15 protein-coding genes are annotated in these 15,176 nt (G+C 59.6%); 9 read left to right on the forward strand and 6 right to left on the reverse strand.

Translation table 11 applies throughout. The features are described from left to right. The 5 genes from FCS96_RS07630 to FCS96_RS07650 all read right to left on the reverse strand — a co-directional run bounded on the left by FCS96_RS07630 (nt 1) and on the right by FCS96_RS07650 (nt 6,057). Nucleotides 1–876 (reverse strand): DUF3034 family protein, encoded by an 876-nt coding sequence (locus FCS96_RS07630; RefSeq protein ID WP_138439769.1) that lies wholly within the window; start codon nt 874–876, stop codon nt 1–3. After that, nucleotides 876–3,230: a putative bifunctional diguanylate cyclase/phosphodiesterase gene (locus FCS96_RS07635; RefSeq protein ID WP_138439770.1), complete on the reverse strand. Its 2,355-nt coding sequence runs from the start codon at nt 3,228–3,230 to the stop codon at nt 876–878. The genes FCS96_RS07630 and FCS96_RS07635 overlap by 1 nt, the downstream gene beginning before the upstream one ends. Further along, nucleotides 3,230–3,865 carry a methylamine utilization protein gene (locus FCS96_RS07640; protein WP_138439771.1) on the reverse strand — a complete coding sequence of 212 codons (636 nt, stop codon included), beginning with the start codon at nt 3,863–3,865 and terminating at the stop codon, nt 3,230–3,232. The genes FCS96_RS07635 and FCS96_RS07640 overlap by 1 nt, the downstream gene beginning before the upstream one ends. 16 nt (nt 3,866–3,881) lie before the next feature. After that, nucleotides 3,882–4,532 carry a hypothetical protein gene (locus FCS96_RS07645; protein ID WP_138439772.1) on the reverse strand — a complete coding sequence of 217 codons (651 nt, stop codon included), beginning with the start codon at nt 4,530–4,532 and terminating at the stop codon, nt 3,882–3,884. Between the two features lie 199 nt (nt 4,533–4,731). Further along, nucleotides 4,732–6,057 (reverse strand): MATE family efflux transporter, encoded by a 1,326-nt coding sequence (locus tag FCS96_RS07650; RefSeq protein WP_138439773.1) that lies wholly within the window; start codon nt 6,055–6,057, stop codon nt 4,732–4,734. Nucleotides 6,058–6,262: 205 nt separating this feature from the next. Here FCS96_RS07650 and coxB point away from each other — a divergent pair, with 205 nt between their 5' ends. From coxB to FCS96_RS07670, 4 genes are read left to right on the forward strand one after another with little or no spacing between them, the layout of a single operon-like run. Further along, a complete protein-coding gene (gene coxB, locus FCS96_RS07655; protein WP_138439774.1) occupies nt 6,263–7,387 on the forward strand; it encodes a cytochrome c oxidase subunit II in 1,125 nt (374 codons plus the stop codon). Between the two features lie 57 nt (nt 7,388–7,444). Next, nucleotides 7,445–9,028 carry a cytochrome c oxidase subunit I gene (gene ctaD, locus FCS96_RS07660; protein WP_138439775.1) on the forward strand — a complete coding sequence of 528 codons (1,584 nt, stop codon included), beginning with the start codon at nt 7,445–7,447 and terminating at the stop codon, nt 9,026–9,028. A gap of 12 nt (nt 9,029–9,040) precedes the next feature. Then, nucleotides 9,041–9,643, forward strand: a complete 603-nt coding sequence (locus tag FCS96_RS07665) for a cytochrome c oxidase assembly protein (protein ID WP_138439776.1) — start codon at nt 9,041–9,043, stop codon at nt 9,641–9,643. Between the two features lie 16 nt (nt 9,644–9,659). Then, complete coding sequence (locus FCS96_RS07670) at nt 9,660–10,547, forward strand: cytochrome c oxidase subunit 3 (RefSeq protein WP_138439777.1); 888 nt, start codon at nt 9,660–9,662, stop codon at nt 10,545–10,547. Nucleotides 10,548–10,553: 6 nt separating this feature from the next. On the opposite strand, the gene FCS96_RS07675 is transcribed toward FCS96_RS07670, so the two are convergent. Beyond that, the gene (locus FCS96_RS07675; protein WP_138439778.1) at nt 10,554–10,760 is read right to left on the reverse strand and encodes a twin transmembrane helix small protein; all 207 of its coding nucleotides are present in this window, start codon (nt 10,758–10,760) and stop codon (nt 10,554–10,556) included. Nucleotides 10,761–10,840: 80 nt separating this feature from the next. Between FCS96_RS07675 and FCS96_RS07680 the strand changes: the two genes are divergently transcribed. The 5 genes from FCS96_RS07680 (at nt 10,841) to FCS96_RS07700 (ending at nt 15,069) form a co-directional block, all read left to right on the forward strand. Further along, nucleotides 10,841–11,578 (forward strand): SURF1 family protein, encoded by a 738-nt coding sequence (locus tag FCS96_RS07680; protein ID WP_138439779.1) that lies wholly within the window; start codon nt 10,841–10,843, stop codon nt 11,576–11,578. After that, nucleotides 11,559–12,203 (forward strand): hypothetical protein, encoded by a 645-nt coding sequence (locus FCS96_RS07685; protein WP_228264051.1) that lies wholly within the window; start codon nt 11,559–11,561, stop codon nt 12,201–12,203. The genes FCS96_RS07680 and FCS96_RS07685 overlap by 20 nt, the downstream gene beginning before the upstream one ends. Nucleotides 12,204–12,315: 112 nt before the next feature. Then, nucleotides 12,316–13,347 (forward strand): COX15/CtaA family protein, encoded by a 1,032-nt coding sequence (locus tag FCS96_RS07690; RefSeq protein WP_407658088.1) that lies wholly within the window; start codon nt 12,316–12,318, stop codon nt 13,345–13,347. Next, nucleotides 13,344–14,255, forward strand: coding sequence for a heme o synthase (cyoE, locus tag FCS96_RS07695; RefSeq protein ID WP_138439781.1), 912 nt, complete (start codon nt 13,344–13,346; stop codon nt 14,253–14,255). The genes FCS96_RS07690 and cyoE overlap by 4 nt, the downstream gene beginning before the upstream one ends. Nucleotides 14,256–14,403: 148 nt before the next feature. Continuing rightward, complete coding sequence (locus FCS96_RS07700) at nt 14,404–15,069, forward strand: SCO family protein (protein WP_138439782.1); 666 nt, start codon at nt 14,404–14,406, stop codon at nt 15,067–15,069. Nucleotides 15,070–15,176: the final 107 nt, after the last annotated feature.

The following is a 15,176-nucleotide window of genomic DNA, read 5'->3' on the forward strand; positions in this document are numbered from 1 at the left end:
TCAGAAACTCCCCTGCAGCGACAGGTACAGGCCCTGCTGGTCGTCCAGTGTGGCGATGTCGCCCAGATTAATCAGGGCGACAGTTACCGCCATTCGACGGTCCGGGACCCAGGCTACAAAAAGGTCCCACCAATCGTCCTCGCTGGCAAAGTTCAGGTTGTCGGGCTTTTGTCGGTACTCAGCGCCCACTAGCCATTGGCGGTTTACGAACACTCCGACACTGGCCTCCGCCATCACCTCATAACCGTTATTGCGATCGCCGCCAAAGCCCAGCAGGCCGCCCTGGTTGGCCTTGGTGGCACGGGCGGTCCCGTTCACCAGCAGGTTGCGATTGAATACCGCGGCGAAAAACAGCTTGCTGGCGCTAAGTAGCACGTCGGTACCACTGTCATCCCGGGCGCCGATGGCCTCGGGCACGGTAAAATCGCGCTGACGCTTGTACTGAATGCCGGCACTCCATTGTCCCCAGGGACTGTACAGTACGTCGCCGACCAGTCGCACCTTGGCACCGATAATGTCCTGATTGAGCTCATCCTGCTCCAGGTCAAAGCCATCCTTCAGGGCGAACACAAGCGCATCCAGATCCAGGGATTGGCGGGCCAGGGTCAGCTCAACCCGGTTGTTCCAGTTCAGCCCGGCGCCGGTGACCGACAGGCTGTAGTCGTCGGTTTCGGCCCGGCTGAGCGCGAGGGTGCCGCCCCACTCCTGATCACTGGCGTAACTGCCTAACAGGGCCCAGGGCACCAGACCACCGCCGGCGCTGCCTTCGATGGTGGATACGCCACCGGTGGCCCAGATTCGGCTGCCAATGGCGGCGGACGCGGATGGGCAGGCAAGGGATACAACCATGGCCAGCATGAGCAGGCGGTAGGTCATCAATGATCTTCCAGCAGGTGTGCAGTTAAGTCCTGGCGGCGGGTCGCCAGCGCCTGGGCGGTTTCGACCAACTGGTTAGCAGGCACCGGCCGGCACAGATAGAAGCCTTGGGCGAGATCACACCGCCACTGTTGCAGCAGCTGCCAGGCGGCCAGGTTCTCGATGCCCTCGGCCACCACTTTCAGGCCCAGACCATGGGCCATGTCGATGGTCGACTTCACGATCAGCTGGTCCTGGGGTTCGGTGTCCAGGTTCAGGACAAAGGATTTGTCGATTTTCAGCTCCTGCACCGGTAGCTTGCGCAGCTGTGACAGGGAGGAGTAACCGGTGCCGAAATCGTCCACTGACAGGGTCATGCCCAGTGCTTTGAGCCGGTTTAGGGTCGCCATGGCCTCTTCGGGATCCTTCATCAGGGCACTTTCCGTCACCTCCAGGGTGATTCGTTCCATGCCGTGGTGCCAGTTGGCGAAGGCCTTGGTGAGGTGATCGGTCAGCTCCGGCCAGGTCAGGTCCATGGCCGACAGGTTGATGGCGACACCGGCGTCGACACCCTGCCCGGCCCAGGCCCGTGCGTCCTCGGCGACGCGCTCAAGGATATGGGCGGTCAGGTCGTGAATCTGACCAGACTGCTCAGCCAGGAAAATGAACTCCTCCGGGGAGACAAAACCGAGCTCCGGGTGAATCCAACGCACCAGAGCCTCAACCTGAACCAGTTCACCGGTTCGGAGGTCCAGCTTAGGCTGGTAGTTCATGTGCAGGCCACGATTGCTGATGGCGGTGTGCAAATCGGCGGTCAGCTGCAGTTCACGCAGGTGGCTTTCGTCCTGGCCTGGGTGGTACCGGGTAACGGGCTCCGGGTGATCCTCAGCTTGCTCGAAGGTCAGGTTCAGGCGCCGGCGCAGTTCGTTAGTGTTGGACGCGTCGGCAGGTAATTCCATAGTGACCATGATGGCGCGTACTGAAAATGGGCTGTTGTTGATTTGTTGGGGTGACTGGACCATGTGTAAGAGGTGTCGAGCGAGGGCATCGACTTGCTCTGGACTGCTTGCTGGCACCAAGGCCAGGAATTCACCTCCCCCGGTCCGTGCAATCATTCGAGCATCGGGGAGTTCTTTGCTTAAGCGTCGGCCAACGCCTACGAGCACAGCGTCACCAAACTCCAGGCCAAGGGTGTCGTTGATATCGGCCAGGTCGTTCAACTGAACTCCGATCAGCGTGCAGGCCTCACCGTTCTCGAACAGGGCCTGAGCCGACTGCATCAGCGCGTTGCGGTTGCCGAGGCCTGTTACGTCATCGTGGGTGGCAGCATACCGAATTTGAGCTTCCCGCTCCCGCAGTCGGACCAGCATGTCACGAAGGGCATTTCGCAATTGTTTCAATTCCCCTCCGGTGCGGATATCGGGCGGAGTCGGATTCTGGCCATCGCCTACGGCGCGGGCATAGTCGGCCAGCTGCAACACTGGCTTGCCGAGCATGCGGGCGATAATCAGAGCCAGAACGATGGCGAGCACCAGGATGCCACCTACAAAAAGGGCGATAACCTTGGCTCGGGTGTAATAGTTCTCAAGGGTGGCTTGCCGGCTAATCATTAACACCGCCTGGATATCGCCGGTGTTGGAGTTCCCAAGATCAATGGCGCGGCTGAAATAGTGCTGACGATTCAGCAGCATTCCCGGGTTGTCGGTGCTTTCGGCCAGCTCGTTCTCAATGTCCATGTCATCTGCCGAGGTGGTGGCAATGACCTCATAGGGTGTGTTGCTGTCGGGACGCGCCCGGAATGTGACTTGGGTCCCACTCAGGCGGGCAATAACCAGCGCCAGCGATTGATCGAGGGCAAAGCCGGCAACTAGCCGGGCCCGAAGTCCGGCGCCCTCAACTGGGACCTCTAATACCTCATAGCCTCGACCATCCAGGTAAGCGAAGGCGCGGTCAATGCCCTGGCTGGTTCCGAGACTGATGAGAGCGTCGCGCATCTCCGGGGACTTCTGTTTCACAGTGGAGGCTATCAGTGCGCCGTCGTTGTCGATCAGCACCGAAAAATCAGCTTGGGCACGCCGGCTGTGGTTTTCCAGGGCACTGTAAATGGTGTCTGGATCACCGCTGGCTACTGCTGAGCGAAAGCCAAAATCTTGAACCACCACTCTGAGTCGCGACAGGATCAGTTCGGTTCTGCGGTCCAGAATTTCACGAGACATTCGTTCGCCGATGGTTAGTTGCTCGTTGGCGCGACTCTTTTCGTCTTCAAACAAGTAGATCATGAACAGGGCGGCCATGATCAGGCTGACTACGACCACCAGTGCAATCATGACGGCGATCAATCGGCCCCTAAAGCCCATGTATGTCTGCAGTTTCATCAAAGCTCTTGGAAGCGCCGTTGCAAAAGGTTTATGGAGTCGTCCATTTCAGGCTCAGGAACCAGATCAATGGACAGTGAGTGTTCGCTGCCGCTATCCCAAGTCCGGGTAATTGGCTGGGTATTGTCCGGCAGGCGCGGATGCCAGATCTTGAGTGTTACCGGCTCAGCGGCCGTCACCGGTAGGGTTACGCGGCCGGTGACATCAGTTTGGCCAATAGCAGCGGTTTGGCTGATCACGATGAACGCCTGCATGTGGTCGTGAATGTTGCAGCCCAGTTCAACAATACCTGGCTGGTCGAACAGCACCGGAACCTGGGGCTTTCCAGCATACAGCTCTATGTTGAAGGTTTTCGCCGGGGAAAACGAGTACACGTGGTGCTGGGTGTTGTCGCGGTTGGGAAATTCGACCTGTGAACCGACCGGCAGGATCAGGATCTTGGGGTGGAATTCGCGATCTTTCTGGTAGATTTCGGCGGTTACCGGGACCACCTCATCGACTCGGTCCAGATAAACTACGGCATCGGCGACCGGTGTGTTGTCGTCTGAGGCGGTGATGGTGAGGCTCAGATTAGCTGCCAGTGCCGACATGGGCCACAACAAGAACGCCAGCACTGCGGCTGTTACTTTTCTCATGAATCCTCTGAACCTATCAGGCTATTCCTGACCCCAGGGAAAATCGAATGTGGTTCCGAACCAGTAAATTTTCCCAGTAATGCCGCATCCAGTCCCAGGCGGCGTTGTTTACCTGTTCTACGAACGGATCCAGGTTCAGCTCATAGTAGTCAGGCGTACCGGCGATCTGGAGCACGGTGACGGTGATTGCATCGTCCAGCTCATTTGAGAAGGGTTCGCCAATAAGCTGATGGGTCAGTAGGTTAGCACGGGTGGCCTCGATATCCACCAAATCGCTGGCGCGAATGGAGCGATTGTTCTCGTACATTTCCTCCATCAGGCGGTGGCACAGATAAGCCCGAATCAGTAAGCCATCGAGACCGTCGTATTTCACAATCAGCGCCGACGGCCGTGTGAAGTATTGGGTGGCCGCATCCACAAAGGGGGCGAACAGCTCGGCCTTGCCTGCTTCCCGGGCGCAGGCTTCGACACATTCGATCAGGCGGGGCGCCATCTCAATGTATTCCACCGCAAACTGGAACAGCGACGTGGCCGGTTGATAGCCGTCAATAGTCACGGACGAAGGCAGGCAGGCCGCCTTCTCCCTGAGTTGGTGGAGAAAGATGCCAGAACGTGCTTCCTTGCGTCGTGCTTGATCAATGATCTCGAGAACCACCTGTGGTGTCATGCCAGGAGATGCCGATGTTTTAACGAATTGAGGTCGCAAGGCCCCTCCCGTTGTCCGAATACCTTATATGGGTAGGTAAGCAGCGGCGGACGATCCACTACAGGCCTGCCATTTCCGACAAGTGTAGTCGACATTTCGGGCCTTGCCGGTGCAATGTCAGGAAAAAACAGGTGCCCGTTATTACGCTCCGGCCGGGTGTTCAGGCGCGTTCAAACCAGCGCTGATGTCGGCTGTGGGACCAGCACAACCAGCCCATGCTGAACGCCCGTGCCAGCATCAGGCAGATCAGTGAAAACCACAGGCCGTGGTTGCCCCAACCGGTGGTGAGCCACCACACCGGCAGGAACACCACCAGCGCCGAAAACAGCATGGTGTTCTGCATGTCCCGGGTGCGCGTGGCACCGATGAAAATACCGTCCAGTAGAAAACCCCAGACCGCGGCAAACGGCAGCAGCCAGAGCCAGGGCAGGTATTGCCAGGCGGTAGTGCGCACCTCTTCGATGCCAGTCAGCAGGGCAATCAGCCCTCGTCCCCCCGCGACAAACACCACGGTCAGCAACAGGGCGCCCCAGAGCGACCAGCGCAGGGCACTGCGGAACACCGCCCGGAACCGAATCCGACTGCCCTTGCCGATGGCTTCACCAATCAGGGCCTCGGCGGCATTGGCAAAGCCATCCAGGGCATTGGAGATGAGCAGCAGGAAGGTCAGCAGCACCGCGTTGGCGGCCAGGATGGTGTCGCCCTGGCGGGCGCCCTGGGCGGTAAAAAACGCCAGCACCAATAGCAGGGCAATGGTGCGAACCATGATGAACCGGTTGACCTGGAGAATGGCCAGGTAGTCGCTCAGTTGGCCGAACAGGGCCCGGGTCAGACGCTGGTCTTCCGGCAGCCGGGTCAGCACGATGGCAAAACCGATGCCGGCGGCGCCGTATTCGGCAATCACTGTGGCGATGGCAACGCCCCGGCTGTTCCAGCCCAGGCCGGTAACAAACAGGATATCCAGCACAATGTTCAGGCCATTGGCGACGATCAGCATGATCATCGGGCCGCGTGCGAACTGGGTGCCGATCAGCCAGCCCACCAGGGTGTACTGGCACAGCACCGCCGGCGCACTCCAGATCCGGATGGCGGCGTACTCGGCGGCCAGGCTGCTGACGTCCGGGCTGGGGTTCATCAGATTCAGGCCCAGGCCAATCAGCGGCTGGTGCAACAGGATCAGCAACAGCCCGATGGCCACCGACAGCAGCACCGAGCGCAGCAGCAGGGCGACCTGACCAAACCGGTCGCGCTTGCCCCAGGCCTGGGCCGCCAGGCCGGTTGTGCCCATGCGCATGAAGCCAAAAGTCCAGTACAGGATGCTGAACAGGTTGGCGCCGACGGCTACCGCGCCGAGGTATTCCGGACTGTCCAGGTGGCCCAGCACGGCAGTATCCACCAGGCCGAGCAGCGGGACGGTCAGATTGGTTAGCATCAGGGGCCAGGCCAGGGCCCAGAGGCGTCGGTCAATGGCGGGCAGGTGGAACATCCTATATCGCTCTGTTTTTTAGAAATGCGTGGTTAGCATTTTTGGATTTAACTGATTTTTTAGCCTTTTTCGGATCTGTGTCTATACTCGTTTCTGAGGTATCCATAAGCAGGCTTCCACACTGATTCCAGGGTGTATGCGAGCGCCCGAAAAATCAGTGGGATAACGCAAATCCGACAAGAATAACACTCTGTGGAGACACAGTATGCGCGTGCACGCTCAGCGGGCAGGTGCCCTGTTAGGTGGTCTGATGTTCCCGGCCGTGTCCCTGGCGGACTGGACGTTGAACATGACCCCCGGGGTGACCGGCACCAGTAACGAAATATTCAGCCTTCACATGATCATTCTCTGGATCTGTGTCGCCATTGGCGTCGTGGTGTTCGGAGTCATGTTCTGGTCCATCTTCGCCCATCGAAAATCCCAGGGTTACAAGCCTGCGAATTTTCACGAGAACACGCTGGTGGAGATTCTCTGGACGATCATCCCCTTTGTCATCCTGGTGGTAATGGCGATTCCGGCCACCGCCACCCTGGTGGACATGTACGACACCACTGAATCCGATGTCGACATCAAGGTCACCGGCTATCAGTGGAAATGGCAGTACGAATACATCGATGAAGATTTTGGCTATTTCTCCAATCTCTCCACACCTCGTGACCAGATCAACAACCGGCAGGCCAAAGGTAAGAACTACCTGCTGGAAGTGGATAACCCCCTGATCATCCCCGTGGGCAAGAAAGTACGTTTCCTGGTGACGGCGAATGACGTGATCCACTCCTGGTGGGTGCCGGCCTTTGGCGTCAAGAAAGACGCCATCCCCGGCTTCATCAACGAAACCTGGACCCGGGTCGACGAGCCCGGCACCTATCGTGGCCAGTGCACCGAACTTTGCGGCAAGGACCACGGCTTCATGCCGGTGGTGGTCAAGGCGGTGCCCCAGGAGGAATACGACACCTGGGTGGCGGAGCAGAAAGTTGCGGCCGAAAAAGAGCGTGAGTTGACCCAGAAAGACTGGACCATGGCCGAGCTGATGGAGCGCGGCGAGAAAGCCTATCAGACCGCCTGCGCGGCCTGTCACCAGGCGGACGGCAGCGGTGCGCCCCCGGCCTTCCCGGCCCTCAAGGGTAGCAAGATTGCCATCGAGGACATGGCCGCCCACATCGATATCGTGGTTAACGGCAAGTCCGGTACTGCTATGCAGGCCTTCGGCAATCAGCTGAGCGAGGTCGACCTGGCCGCGGTGATTACCTACGAGCGTAATGCCTGGGGTAATAACACCGGCGAGATGGTCACGCCCAAAGAGATCTTTGATTACAAGAACGAGCAGTAATCAACGCCAGATAACAGATATCACCAGCCACAATAAATGGCGGTAACGGGGGTTTTCATGAGTGCGGTTGCAGATACCCACGCCCAGGATCATCATCACGGCCCGGCTAAAGGCTTCAGCCGCTGGCTGTTGACCACCAACCACAAAGATATAGGTACCATGTACCTGATCTTCAGTTTTGCCATGTTCCTGCTCGGTGGAACCATGGCGATGGTCATTCGGGCCGAACTGTTCCAGCCCGGGTTGCAGATTGTGCAACCGGAATTCTTCAACCAGATGACCACCATGCACGGACTGATCATGGTGTTCGGGGCGGTCATGCCGGCGTTTGTCGGCCTGGCCAACTGGATGCTGCCGCTGATGATCGGTGCCCCCGACATGGCGCTGCCGCGGATGAACAACTGGAGTTTCTGGCTGCTGCCCTGTGCCTTCCTGATCCTGGTTTCAACCCTGTTCATGGAAGGCGGTGCGCCCAACTTCGGCTGGACCTTCTACGCACCCCTGTCGACGACCTATGGCCCGCCGAGTACCACCTTCTTTATCTTCGCCGTCCATATCATGGGGATCTCCTCGATCATGGGCGCGATCAACGTCATTGCCACCATTCTGAACCTGCGTGCCCCGGGCATGACCCTGATGAAAATGCCCCTGTTCGTCTGGACCTGGCTGATCACCGCGTTCCTGCTGATTGCGGTGATGCCGGTGCTGGCGGGTGTGGTCACCATGATGCTGATGGATATCAACTTCGGCACCAGCTTCTTTGACGCCTCCGGCGGCGGCGACCCGGTGCTGTTCCAGCATGTGTTCTGGTTCTTCGGCCACCCCGAGGTCTACATCATGATCCTGCCCGCCTTCGGCGCGGTCTCCCACATCATCCCGGCGTTCTCCCGAAAACCGCTGTTTGGCTACGCCTCCATGGTGTACGCGGTGGGTGCCATCGCCCTGCTGTCGTTCGTGGTCTGGGCTCACCACATGTTCACCGTGGGCATCCCCATCGCCGGCCAGCTGTTCTTCATGTACGCCACCATGCTGATTGCCGTGCCCACCGGGGTGAAGGTATTTAACTGGGTGGCCACCATGTTCCGCGGTGCGCTCAGCTTCGAGGCCCCCATGCTGTTTGCGGTTGCCTTCGTGATCCTGTTCACCATCGGTGGTTTCTCCGGTCTGATGCTGGCCATTGCCCCGGCTGACTTTCAGTACCACGACACCTATTTTGTGGTGGCGCACTTCCACTACGTGCTGGTGCCCGGCGCGATCTTCGGCATCTTTGCCTCCGCCTACTTCTGGCTGCCCAAGTGGACTGGCCACATGTACGACGAGACTCTGGCCCAGACCCATTTCTGGCTGTCGTTCATCGGCATGAACCTGGCATTTTTCCCTATGCACTTCTTGGGGCTGGCGGGCATGCCGCGGCGGATTCCGGATTACGCCCTGCAGTTCGCCGATTTCAACATGGTCTCCAGTGTCGGCGCCTTCATGTTCGGGGCTACCCAGCTGCTGTTCCTGTTCATTGTGGTGAAATGCGTTCGTGGTGGTAAGGCGGCTGCCGCCCAGCCCTGGGATGGTGCCGAAGGCCTGGAGTGGACGGTACCGTCCCCCGCGCCTTACCACACCTTCGCCACGCCCCCGGAAGTGAAGTAGGCGAGGCCCGAGATGGACGAGCGCACTCCGGAAGCCGAAGCACGCCCCCGCACCAATGCGCGGGTGGTGTCCTGGTGCCTGGCCGGGGTGGTGGGCATGTTTGCCTTTGGCTTTGCCCTGGTGCCGCTGTACGACGTGTTCTGCGAAATCACCGGCATCAACGGCAAGACCGGTGGCCGCTACGAGGCAGTAGCGGCGGCCGAGGCCGATGTCACCCGCACGGTGCAGGTGCAGTTCCTGGCCCAGAACGGTCCGGGCATGCCCTGGACCTTCCGGCCGGTCACCCGGAGCATCGACGTTCATCCCGGTGAGCTGGTCACCGTCGCCTTCTTCGCCCAGAACCCGACCGGTGCAGCGATGGTAGGCCAGGCAGTTCCGAGCCTGTCGCCGTCCGAAGGCACCCTGTATTTCCATAAGACCGAGTGTTTCTGCTTTAACCAGCAACCCCTGGCGGCGGGTGAAAGCACAGAGATGCCGCTGGTGTTTATCGTTGACCGGGATCTGCCCGAGCACATAACCAAGCTGACCCTGTCCTACACGCTCTACGATCAGAGTAAAACGGCCACGGTGTCAGACATGGATCGACCCATCACAACAACAAACGAAAACGGCTAAGCCATCGGAGATTGTCATGGCGGATAACCAGAGCTACTACGTTCCGGAACAGAGCAAATGGCCGATCATTGCCACCGTCGGCCTGGGTTTAACCCTCTACGGGGTGGCATCGATCATGGTGAACAGCAAGCAGGGCGAGAGCACTGACGGCTCCTGGTTCCTGTTCATGATAGGTGCCGTGATTATGGCGTATATGCTGTTTGGCTGGTTCGGCAATGTCATCCAGGAAAGCCGGGCCGGGCTCTACAGTGATCAGATGGATCGGTCCTTTCGCTGGGGCATGAGCTGGTTCATTTTCTCGGAAGTGATGTTCTTTGCCGCGTTCTTTGGCGCCCTGTTTTACGTTCGGGTGTTTGCCGTGCCCTGGCTGGGCGGTGAAGGTGACCGGGGCAGTTCGGCCATGCTTTGGGACGGCTTCCGGGCAGCCTGGCCACTGGTAGAAAACCCGAATCCTGAGGCTTTCCCCGGACCCAAAGAGGTCATCAGTGCCTGGGGCCTGCCCTTGGTTAATACCATATTGCTGGTGACCTCCTCATTTACCGTTACTATTGCCCACCATGCCTTGAAGGCTGGCAATCGAGCAAAAACCAAGCTCTGGCTCGGCCTGACCATCGCTCTTGCCCTGGTGTTCCTGTTTGTTCAGGGCTACGAGTACATCCACGCCTATCGCGATCTGGACTTAACTCTGGCATCTGGGATTTATGGCAGCACGTTCTTCATGCTTACGGGTTTCCACGGCGCCCACGTCCTGCTCGGCTCACTGATGCTCATCATCATGCTGCTACGCATCAACAAGGGTCATTTTACCGCTGAAAACCACTTTGGATTTGAAGCCGCAGCCTGGTATTGGCACTTCGTGGACGTGGTCTGGTTGGGGTTGTTCATCTTCGTATACATCATCTGACCAGGATTAAAAGGGAGTCGGATTCAGGGTCAGGCTCCCTTGCCACAGTGCAATCAGAATAACCGCCAGGAGCAATATGCTAAGTGTGACGCGGACTGCCAGGGAGTTCACCACCCGATTGGTTTTACCGCCATCCTTGATCAGAAAAAACAGGCCACTGAACAGACTGACCACCACGGCCAACATTAATACAACGATTACGGCTTTTAACATGGAATATCCCGGTGCTGCACCAAAAATGAAAGGATGGGCCGGTGGCATATACGCAACCCCAGAGATCACTATAGCAGAGCATGTCTGATCCGCAGGGCAGAGCTCGTCACTGGCACTTCGACTGGCGGCTGATGCTGTTCACCGGGATTTTCCTGCCGCTGCTGATCGGTCTGGGGCTGTGGCAGCTGGACCGGGCCGGGCAAAAGCAGGCACAGCTGGAACAGTGGCAGCAGCAGGCGCTGGACCTGAGCTGGCCCGAGCTGGTCGGTCGGGGCCTGGATTCGGGACGGCCGGTGACGTTGACCGGGCGCTTCGGTGACTATAATTGGCTACTGGACAACCGCACCCGGGACGGTATGCCCGGCTATGAGGTCCTGACCCTGTTCTTTCCGTTGCAAGGCCCGCCCGTGGTGGTCAATCGGGGCTGGATTCAGGCGCCGCGGCACCGGGATGAGCTGCCAAGGGTGCCGTCGCCCGAGCGCGTGCTGGAGGTGTCCGGCCGCATCAGTGAGTATCCGGAACCGCCCGTGCTGAATGATCAGATCCCGCCTGAAACCAGCTGGCCCCGGCGCGTGCAAAGCCTGCCCAGGGCGGTAGCGGCCGACGAAATTACCGACCTTCCCGAGGCCATCATCCGATTGGCCGACAGTGATCAGCCCGGTGCTTTCCGCGCCGATTGGGTGCCCGATCGGATGGGACCACAAACTCATTACGGGTACGCCACACAATGGTTTGCGTTGGCGCTCGCACTGGGTATATTGACGGTAGCTGCGAGCTACCGAAAGACAGGAGCCAATAATGACAACGACAATGGCTAACCAGGCATCCGACAACAACAACGGACCCTCTCCCGAGCAGGTCCGGCGGGGTCGGCGTACCGCGATTCTGCTGTTTGCGATCGGGTTCGGCCCCATGGTGTTCGCCACCATCATGTTCTACACCGGCTGGCTGAATCCCGCCGGTCATACCAACAATGGCACCCTGATCCAGCCGGTGGTGTCGGTGCAAACCCTGAACCTTGAAACCGCATCGGGCAAGCCCCTGGCCGACCGGTTTGGCCCGGACGAGGTCGAGCCCGAGTGGTTGCTGCTGGTGGCCGCCGGCGAGTGCGCCAGTGAGTGCGAGAAACTGCTGTACCTGGCACGACAGGTCAACATTGCCCTGGGCAAGAACGCCAACCGGGTGTCCCGTGCGGCGGTGTTGGGCAGTGTGCCGGCGGAGCTGGAAGCCCGCTGGCAGAAGGAATACAGTCTGATGGAACGGCTGGTTCCGGCACCCGGCACCACGCCAGACTGGCCCGAGGGCATTGATCCGCAGTCCCAGCCACGCATTCTTCTGGTCGACCCGTTTGGCAATCTGATGATGCACTACGGCTCCGACGATACCGGCAAAGAACTGCTCAAGGATCTCAAGCACCTGCTCAAGATTTCCCAGATCGGATGACCGCACCGTGGAGGACTCGCGTGTGAATCAGCAGTCGTCAGCTTCCTCGCCCCAGGCCCGGCGCCTGTTTAACTGGGCCCTGTTTGCCACTCTGCTGGCAGTGGTGGTGATTATGCTCGGCGCCTGGACCCGACTGGTGCATGCCGGGCTGGGTTGCCCGGACTGGCCCGGTTGCTACGGTTTTCTCACCGTGCCCCAGAGCGAGTCCAGCATTGCCATCGCCAATGCCCGGTTCCCGGACACCCCGGTGGATGTGGAGAAAGGCTGGCCAGAAATGATCCATCGCTATGCCGCCGGCACCCTCGGCCTGGTGGTCTTTGGCCTGGCGGCCTATGCGGTTCGTCATCGTAAGCTCGGTGTCCCGGTCAAACTGCCGCTATTCATTGCCGGCTTTATTGTCCTGCAGGGTGCTTTCGGCATGTGGACCGTTACCCTCAAACTCTGGCCCCAGGTGGTCGCCATGCACCTCCTGGGCGGCTTCACCACCTTGAGTATGCTGGCCCTGCTCACCCTTCGGCTCCGACATCCCAAACCCAAACCCAAACCCAAACCCAAACCCAAACCCAAACCCCAGACCGCCGGTGCCGTGCTGCAAGGCTTCAGGCCCTGGCTCTATGGCGGCCTGCTGCTGGTGGTGATGCAGATCGCCCTTGGTGCCTGGACTGCCGCCAATTACGCCGCCGTGGCCTGCACTGACCTGCCCACCTGTCAGGGCCAGTGGTGGCCGGAAGGCATGGATTTCCGGCACGGTTTTGATGTTACCCAGCAGGTGGGCCCCAATTATCTGGGCGGCCAGCTGACTGCCGACGGCCGGGTGGCCATTCATATGACTCACCGGGTGGGAGCAATGGTCGTACTCGGTTACTTCACTGTCCTGCTGGCGCTGATGTGGCGGCAACGGCAGGCATACGGCCTGACCCAGGCTATCGCTCTGGTGGCGCTGGCACTTGGCGCTCAGATCCTGCTCGGGCTGGCCAACGTGATCCTGAACATTCCCCTGGCCATAGCCGTTGCCCACAACGCCATGGGCGCGGGGCTGCTGCTGACGGTGGTGCACCTGATCTGGCGCCACCATCGGTTACCAGAACTGAACACCGCGAGTGCAACACACACAACAACAATTAACCGGGAGGTTACGGCATGAGTGAACGAGTGGACGCATTGCCGGCCCAGACAACTGCGAACGAATCCATCACCTGGCGCGATTTCCTGGAGCTGACCAAGCCCAGAGTGGTAGCGCTGATGATCCTCACCTCGGTGATCGGCATGCTGCTGGCGGCACCCGGGGTTCCGGGCTGGGAGGTTTTGCTCTATGGCAACCTGGGCATAGCCCTGCTGGCCGGTGCCGCCGCGGTAGTGAACCATGTGGTGGACCAAAAGATCGATACCGTGATGGCCCGCACCCGAAAACGCCCGGTGGCCACCGGCAAGATTGCCCCCGTAGACGCCCTGCTGTTCGCCACGCTGCTGGCCTGCGTGGGCATGGTGGTGTTGATGTGGCAGGTCAACGCCCTGACCGCCTGGCTGACCCTGGCCTCGCTGGTGGGCTACGCCGGGGTTTACACCCTGTTCCTCAAGCGCGCGACACCCCAGAACATCACCATCGGCGGTCTTGCCGGCGCCATGCCGCCCCTGCTGGGTTGGACGGCGGTCACCGGTCAGGTGGAAGGCCACGCCCTGCTGCTGGTGTTGATCATTTTCGCCTGGACCCCGCCGCATTTCTGGGCCCTGGCGATTCACCGTAAGGAAGAATACGCCAAGGCCGGTATCCCGATGCTGCCGGTCACCCACGGCAACCACTACACCGAGCTGCACATCTTGCTGTACACCTTCATGCTGCTGGCAGTGAGTCTGCTGCCGTTTGTCACCGGCATGTCTGGCGGGATTTACCTGATCGGTGCCCTGGTCCTGGGCCTGCGGTTCCTGCACTATGCCATCCGCCTGTGGAAAGGTGACGATCGCCGGGTAGCGCTTAATACCTTCAAGTACTCGATTACCTATCTGATGGCACTATTTGTGGTATTGCTGGTCGATCATTTTGTATTCTTCTAACGCAGGCGTTGTGCCTGCGCACGCGGGAAGCGCCATCCGAAACACGCTGTAAATACGTCCGTGTACGCTCGGCTCCGCCATCCATGGCTCCGCACGGTTTCGGATGGCGCTTCCCGCCTGCTTTTCTGACTTCGGTATTGGAACCCTGATGAACAGCCCTATTCGCCTGACACTGTTTCTGCTTCTGCTCCTGGTTATTCTGATCTTTGGACTGGTGATCGGGCGTCAGGTCTATATGGTCGGCGGCCAGGAGCCTGAGCCGGCGCCGGTCTTGGCCGAGCTGAATACCTACGTCTATGACCAGCCCCGGGAGCTGGTGGAGTTCACCCTCACTAATGAACAGGGCGAAACGGTCACCCGGGAAAGCCTACGGGGCCGCTGGACCTTTGCCTTTGTGGGCTACACCAATTGCCCGGACATCTGCCCGGCGGCCATGGCCAACCTGCGCCGGACTGATCAGCTGCTGTCACCCGAACTGCCGCAACCGGACTACCTGCTGGTCACTGCCGACCCGGACCACGACACTCCGGACAAGCTGAAGGCCTACACCGACTTCTTCGGGGACAACTTCCACGGCCTGACCGGCGATCTGGATACTCTGCGTTCTTTGGCCAAGAGCCTGAATGCGGTGTTCATTCACCGCGATGTGGATGGCGAGCTGTTGGTGGACCACAGTGGCCACTTCGCGCTGCTGAACCCCGATGGCAAGTTGGCCGCGGTGCTGCAGCCGCCGCATAAGCCGGAGGATCTGGCTGAGGCTTTTGAGCGGATTTATGAGTGGGCTCGGGAGAATCGGGAGCGGTTGTCGTCCTGATTTTTTTAGGACTGGTTGGGTACGGGATTGATCGGGGTGGCGGGGTATTTTTCCTTGGAAATGGAACTCGCTGCGCTCAGGCATCCATTTCTGGCGGAAAAATACCC

The organism is Marinobacter alexandrii (assembly GCF_005871205.1).
Classification (GTDB): domain Bacteria; phylum Pseudomonadota; class Gammaproteobacteria; order Pseudomonadales; family Oleiphilaceae; genus Marinobacter; species Marinobacter alexandrii.

What these genes read in the sequence shown, in the direction of transcription:
- FCS96_RS07640 (WP_138439771.1), bottom strand. Translation starts at nt 3,865, where the DNA reads ATGAGAAAAGTAACAGCCGCAGTGCTGGCGTTCTTGTTGTGGCCCATG.
- FCS96_RS07635 (WP_138439770.1), bottom strand. Translation starts at nt 3,230, where the DNA reads ATGAAACTGCAGACATACATGGGCTTTAGGGGCCGATTGATCGCCGTC.
- FCS96_RS07675 (WP_138439778.1), bottom strand. Translation starts at nt 10,760, where the DNA reads ATGTTAAAAGCCGTAATCGTTGTATTAATGTTGGCCGTGGTGGTCAGT.
- ctaD (WP_138439775.1), top strand. Translation starts at nt 7,445, where the DNA reads ATGAGTGCGGTTGCAGATACCCACGCCCAGGATCATCATCACGGCCCG.
- coxB (WP_138439774.1), top strand. Translation starts at nt 6,263, where the DNA reads ATGCGCGTGCACGCTCAGCGGGCAGGTGCCCTGTTAGGTGGTCTGATG.
- FCS96_RS07700 (WP_138439782.1), top strand. Translation starts at nt 14,404, where the DNA reads ATGAACAGCCCTATTCGCCTGACACTGTTTCTGCTTCTGCTCCTGGTT.
- FCS96_RS07680 (WP_138439779.1), top strand. Translation starts at nt 10,841, where the DNA reads ATGTCTGATCCGCAGGGCAGAGCTCGTCACTGGCACTTCGACTGGCGG.
- FCS96_RS07630 (WP_138439769.1), bottom strand. Translation starts at nt 876, where the DNA reads ATGACCTACCGCCTGCTCATGCTGGCCATGGTTGTATCCCTTGCCTGC.
- FCS96_RS07650 (WP_138439773.1), bottom strand. Translation starts at nt 6,057, where the DNA reads ATGTTCCACCTGCCCGCCATTGACCGACGCCTCTGGGCCCTGGCCTGG.
- FCS96_RS07665 (WP_138439776.1), top strand. Translation starts at nt 9,041, where the DNA reads ATGGACGAGCGCACTCCGGAAGCCGAAGCACGCCCCCGCACCAATGCG.
- FCS96_RS07685 (WP_228264051.1), top strand. Translation starts at nt 11,559, where the DNA reads ATGACAACGACAATGGCTAACCAGGCATCCGACAACAACAACGGACCC.
- FCS96_RS07690 (WP_407658088.1), top strand. Translation starts at nt 12,316, where the DNA reads ATGCTCGGCGCCTGGACCCGACTGGTGCATGCCGGGCTGGGTTGCCCG.
- FCS96_RS07670 (WP_138439777.1), top strand. Translation starts at nt 9,660, where the DNA reads ATGGCGGATAACCAGAGCTACTACGTTCCGGAACAGAGCAAATGGCCG.
- cyoE (WP_138439781.1), top strand. Translation starts at nt 13,344, where the DNA reads ATGAGTGAACGAGTGGACGCATTGCCGGCCCAGACAACTGCGAACGAA.
- FCS96_RS07645 (WP_138439772.1), bottom strand. Translation starts at nt 4,532, where the DNA reads ATGACACCACAGGTGGTTCTCGAGATCATTGATCAAGCACGACGCAAG.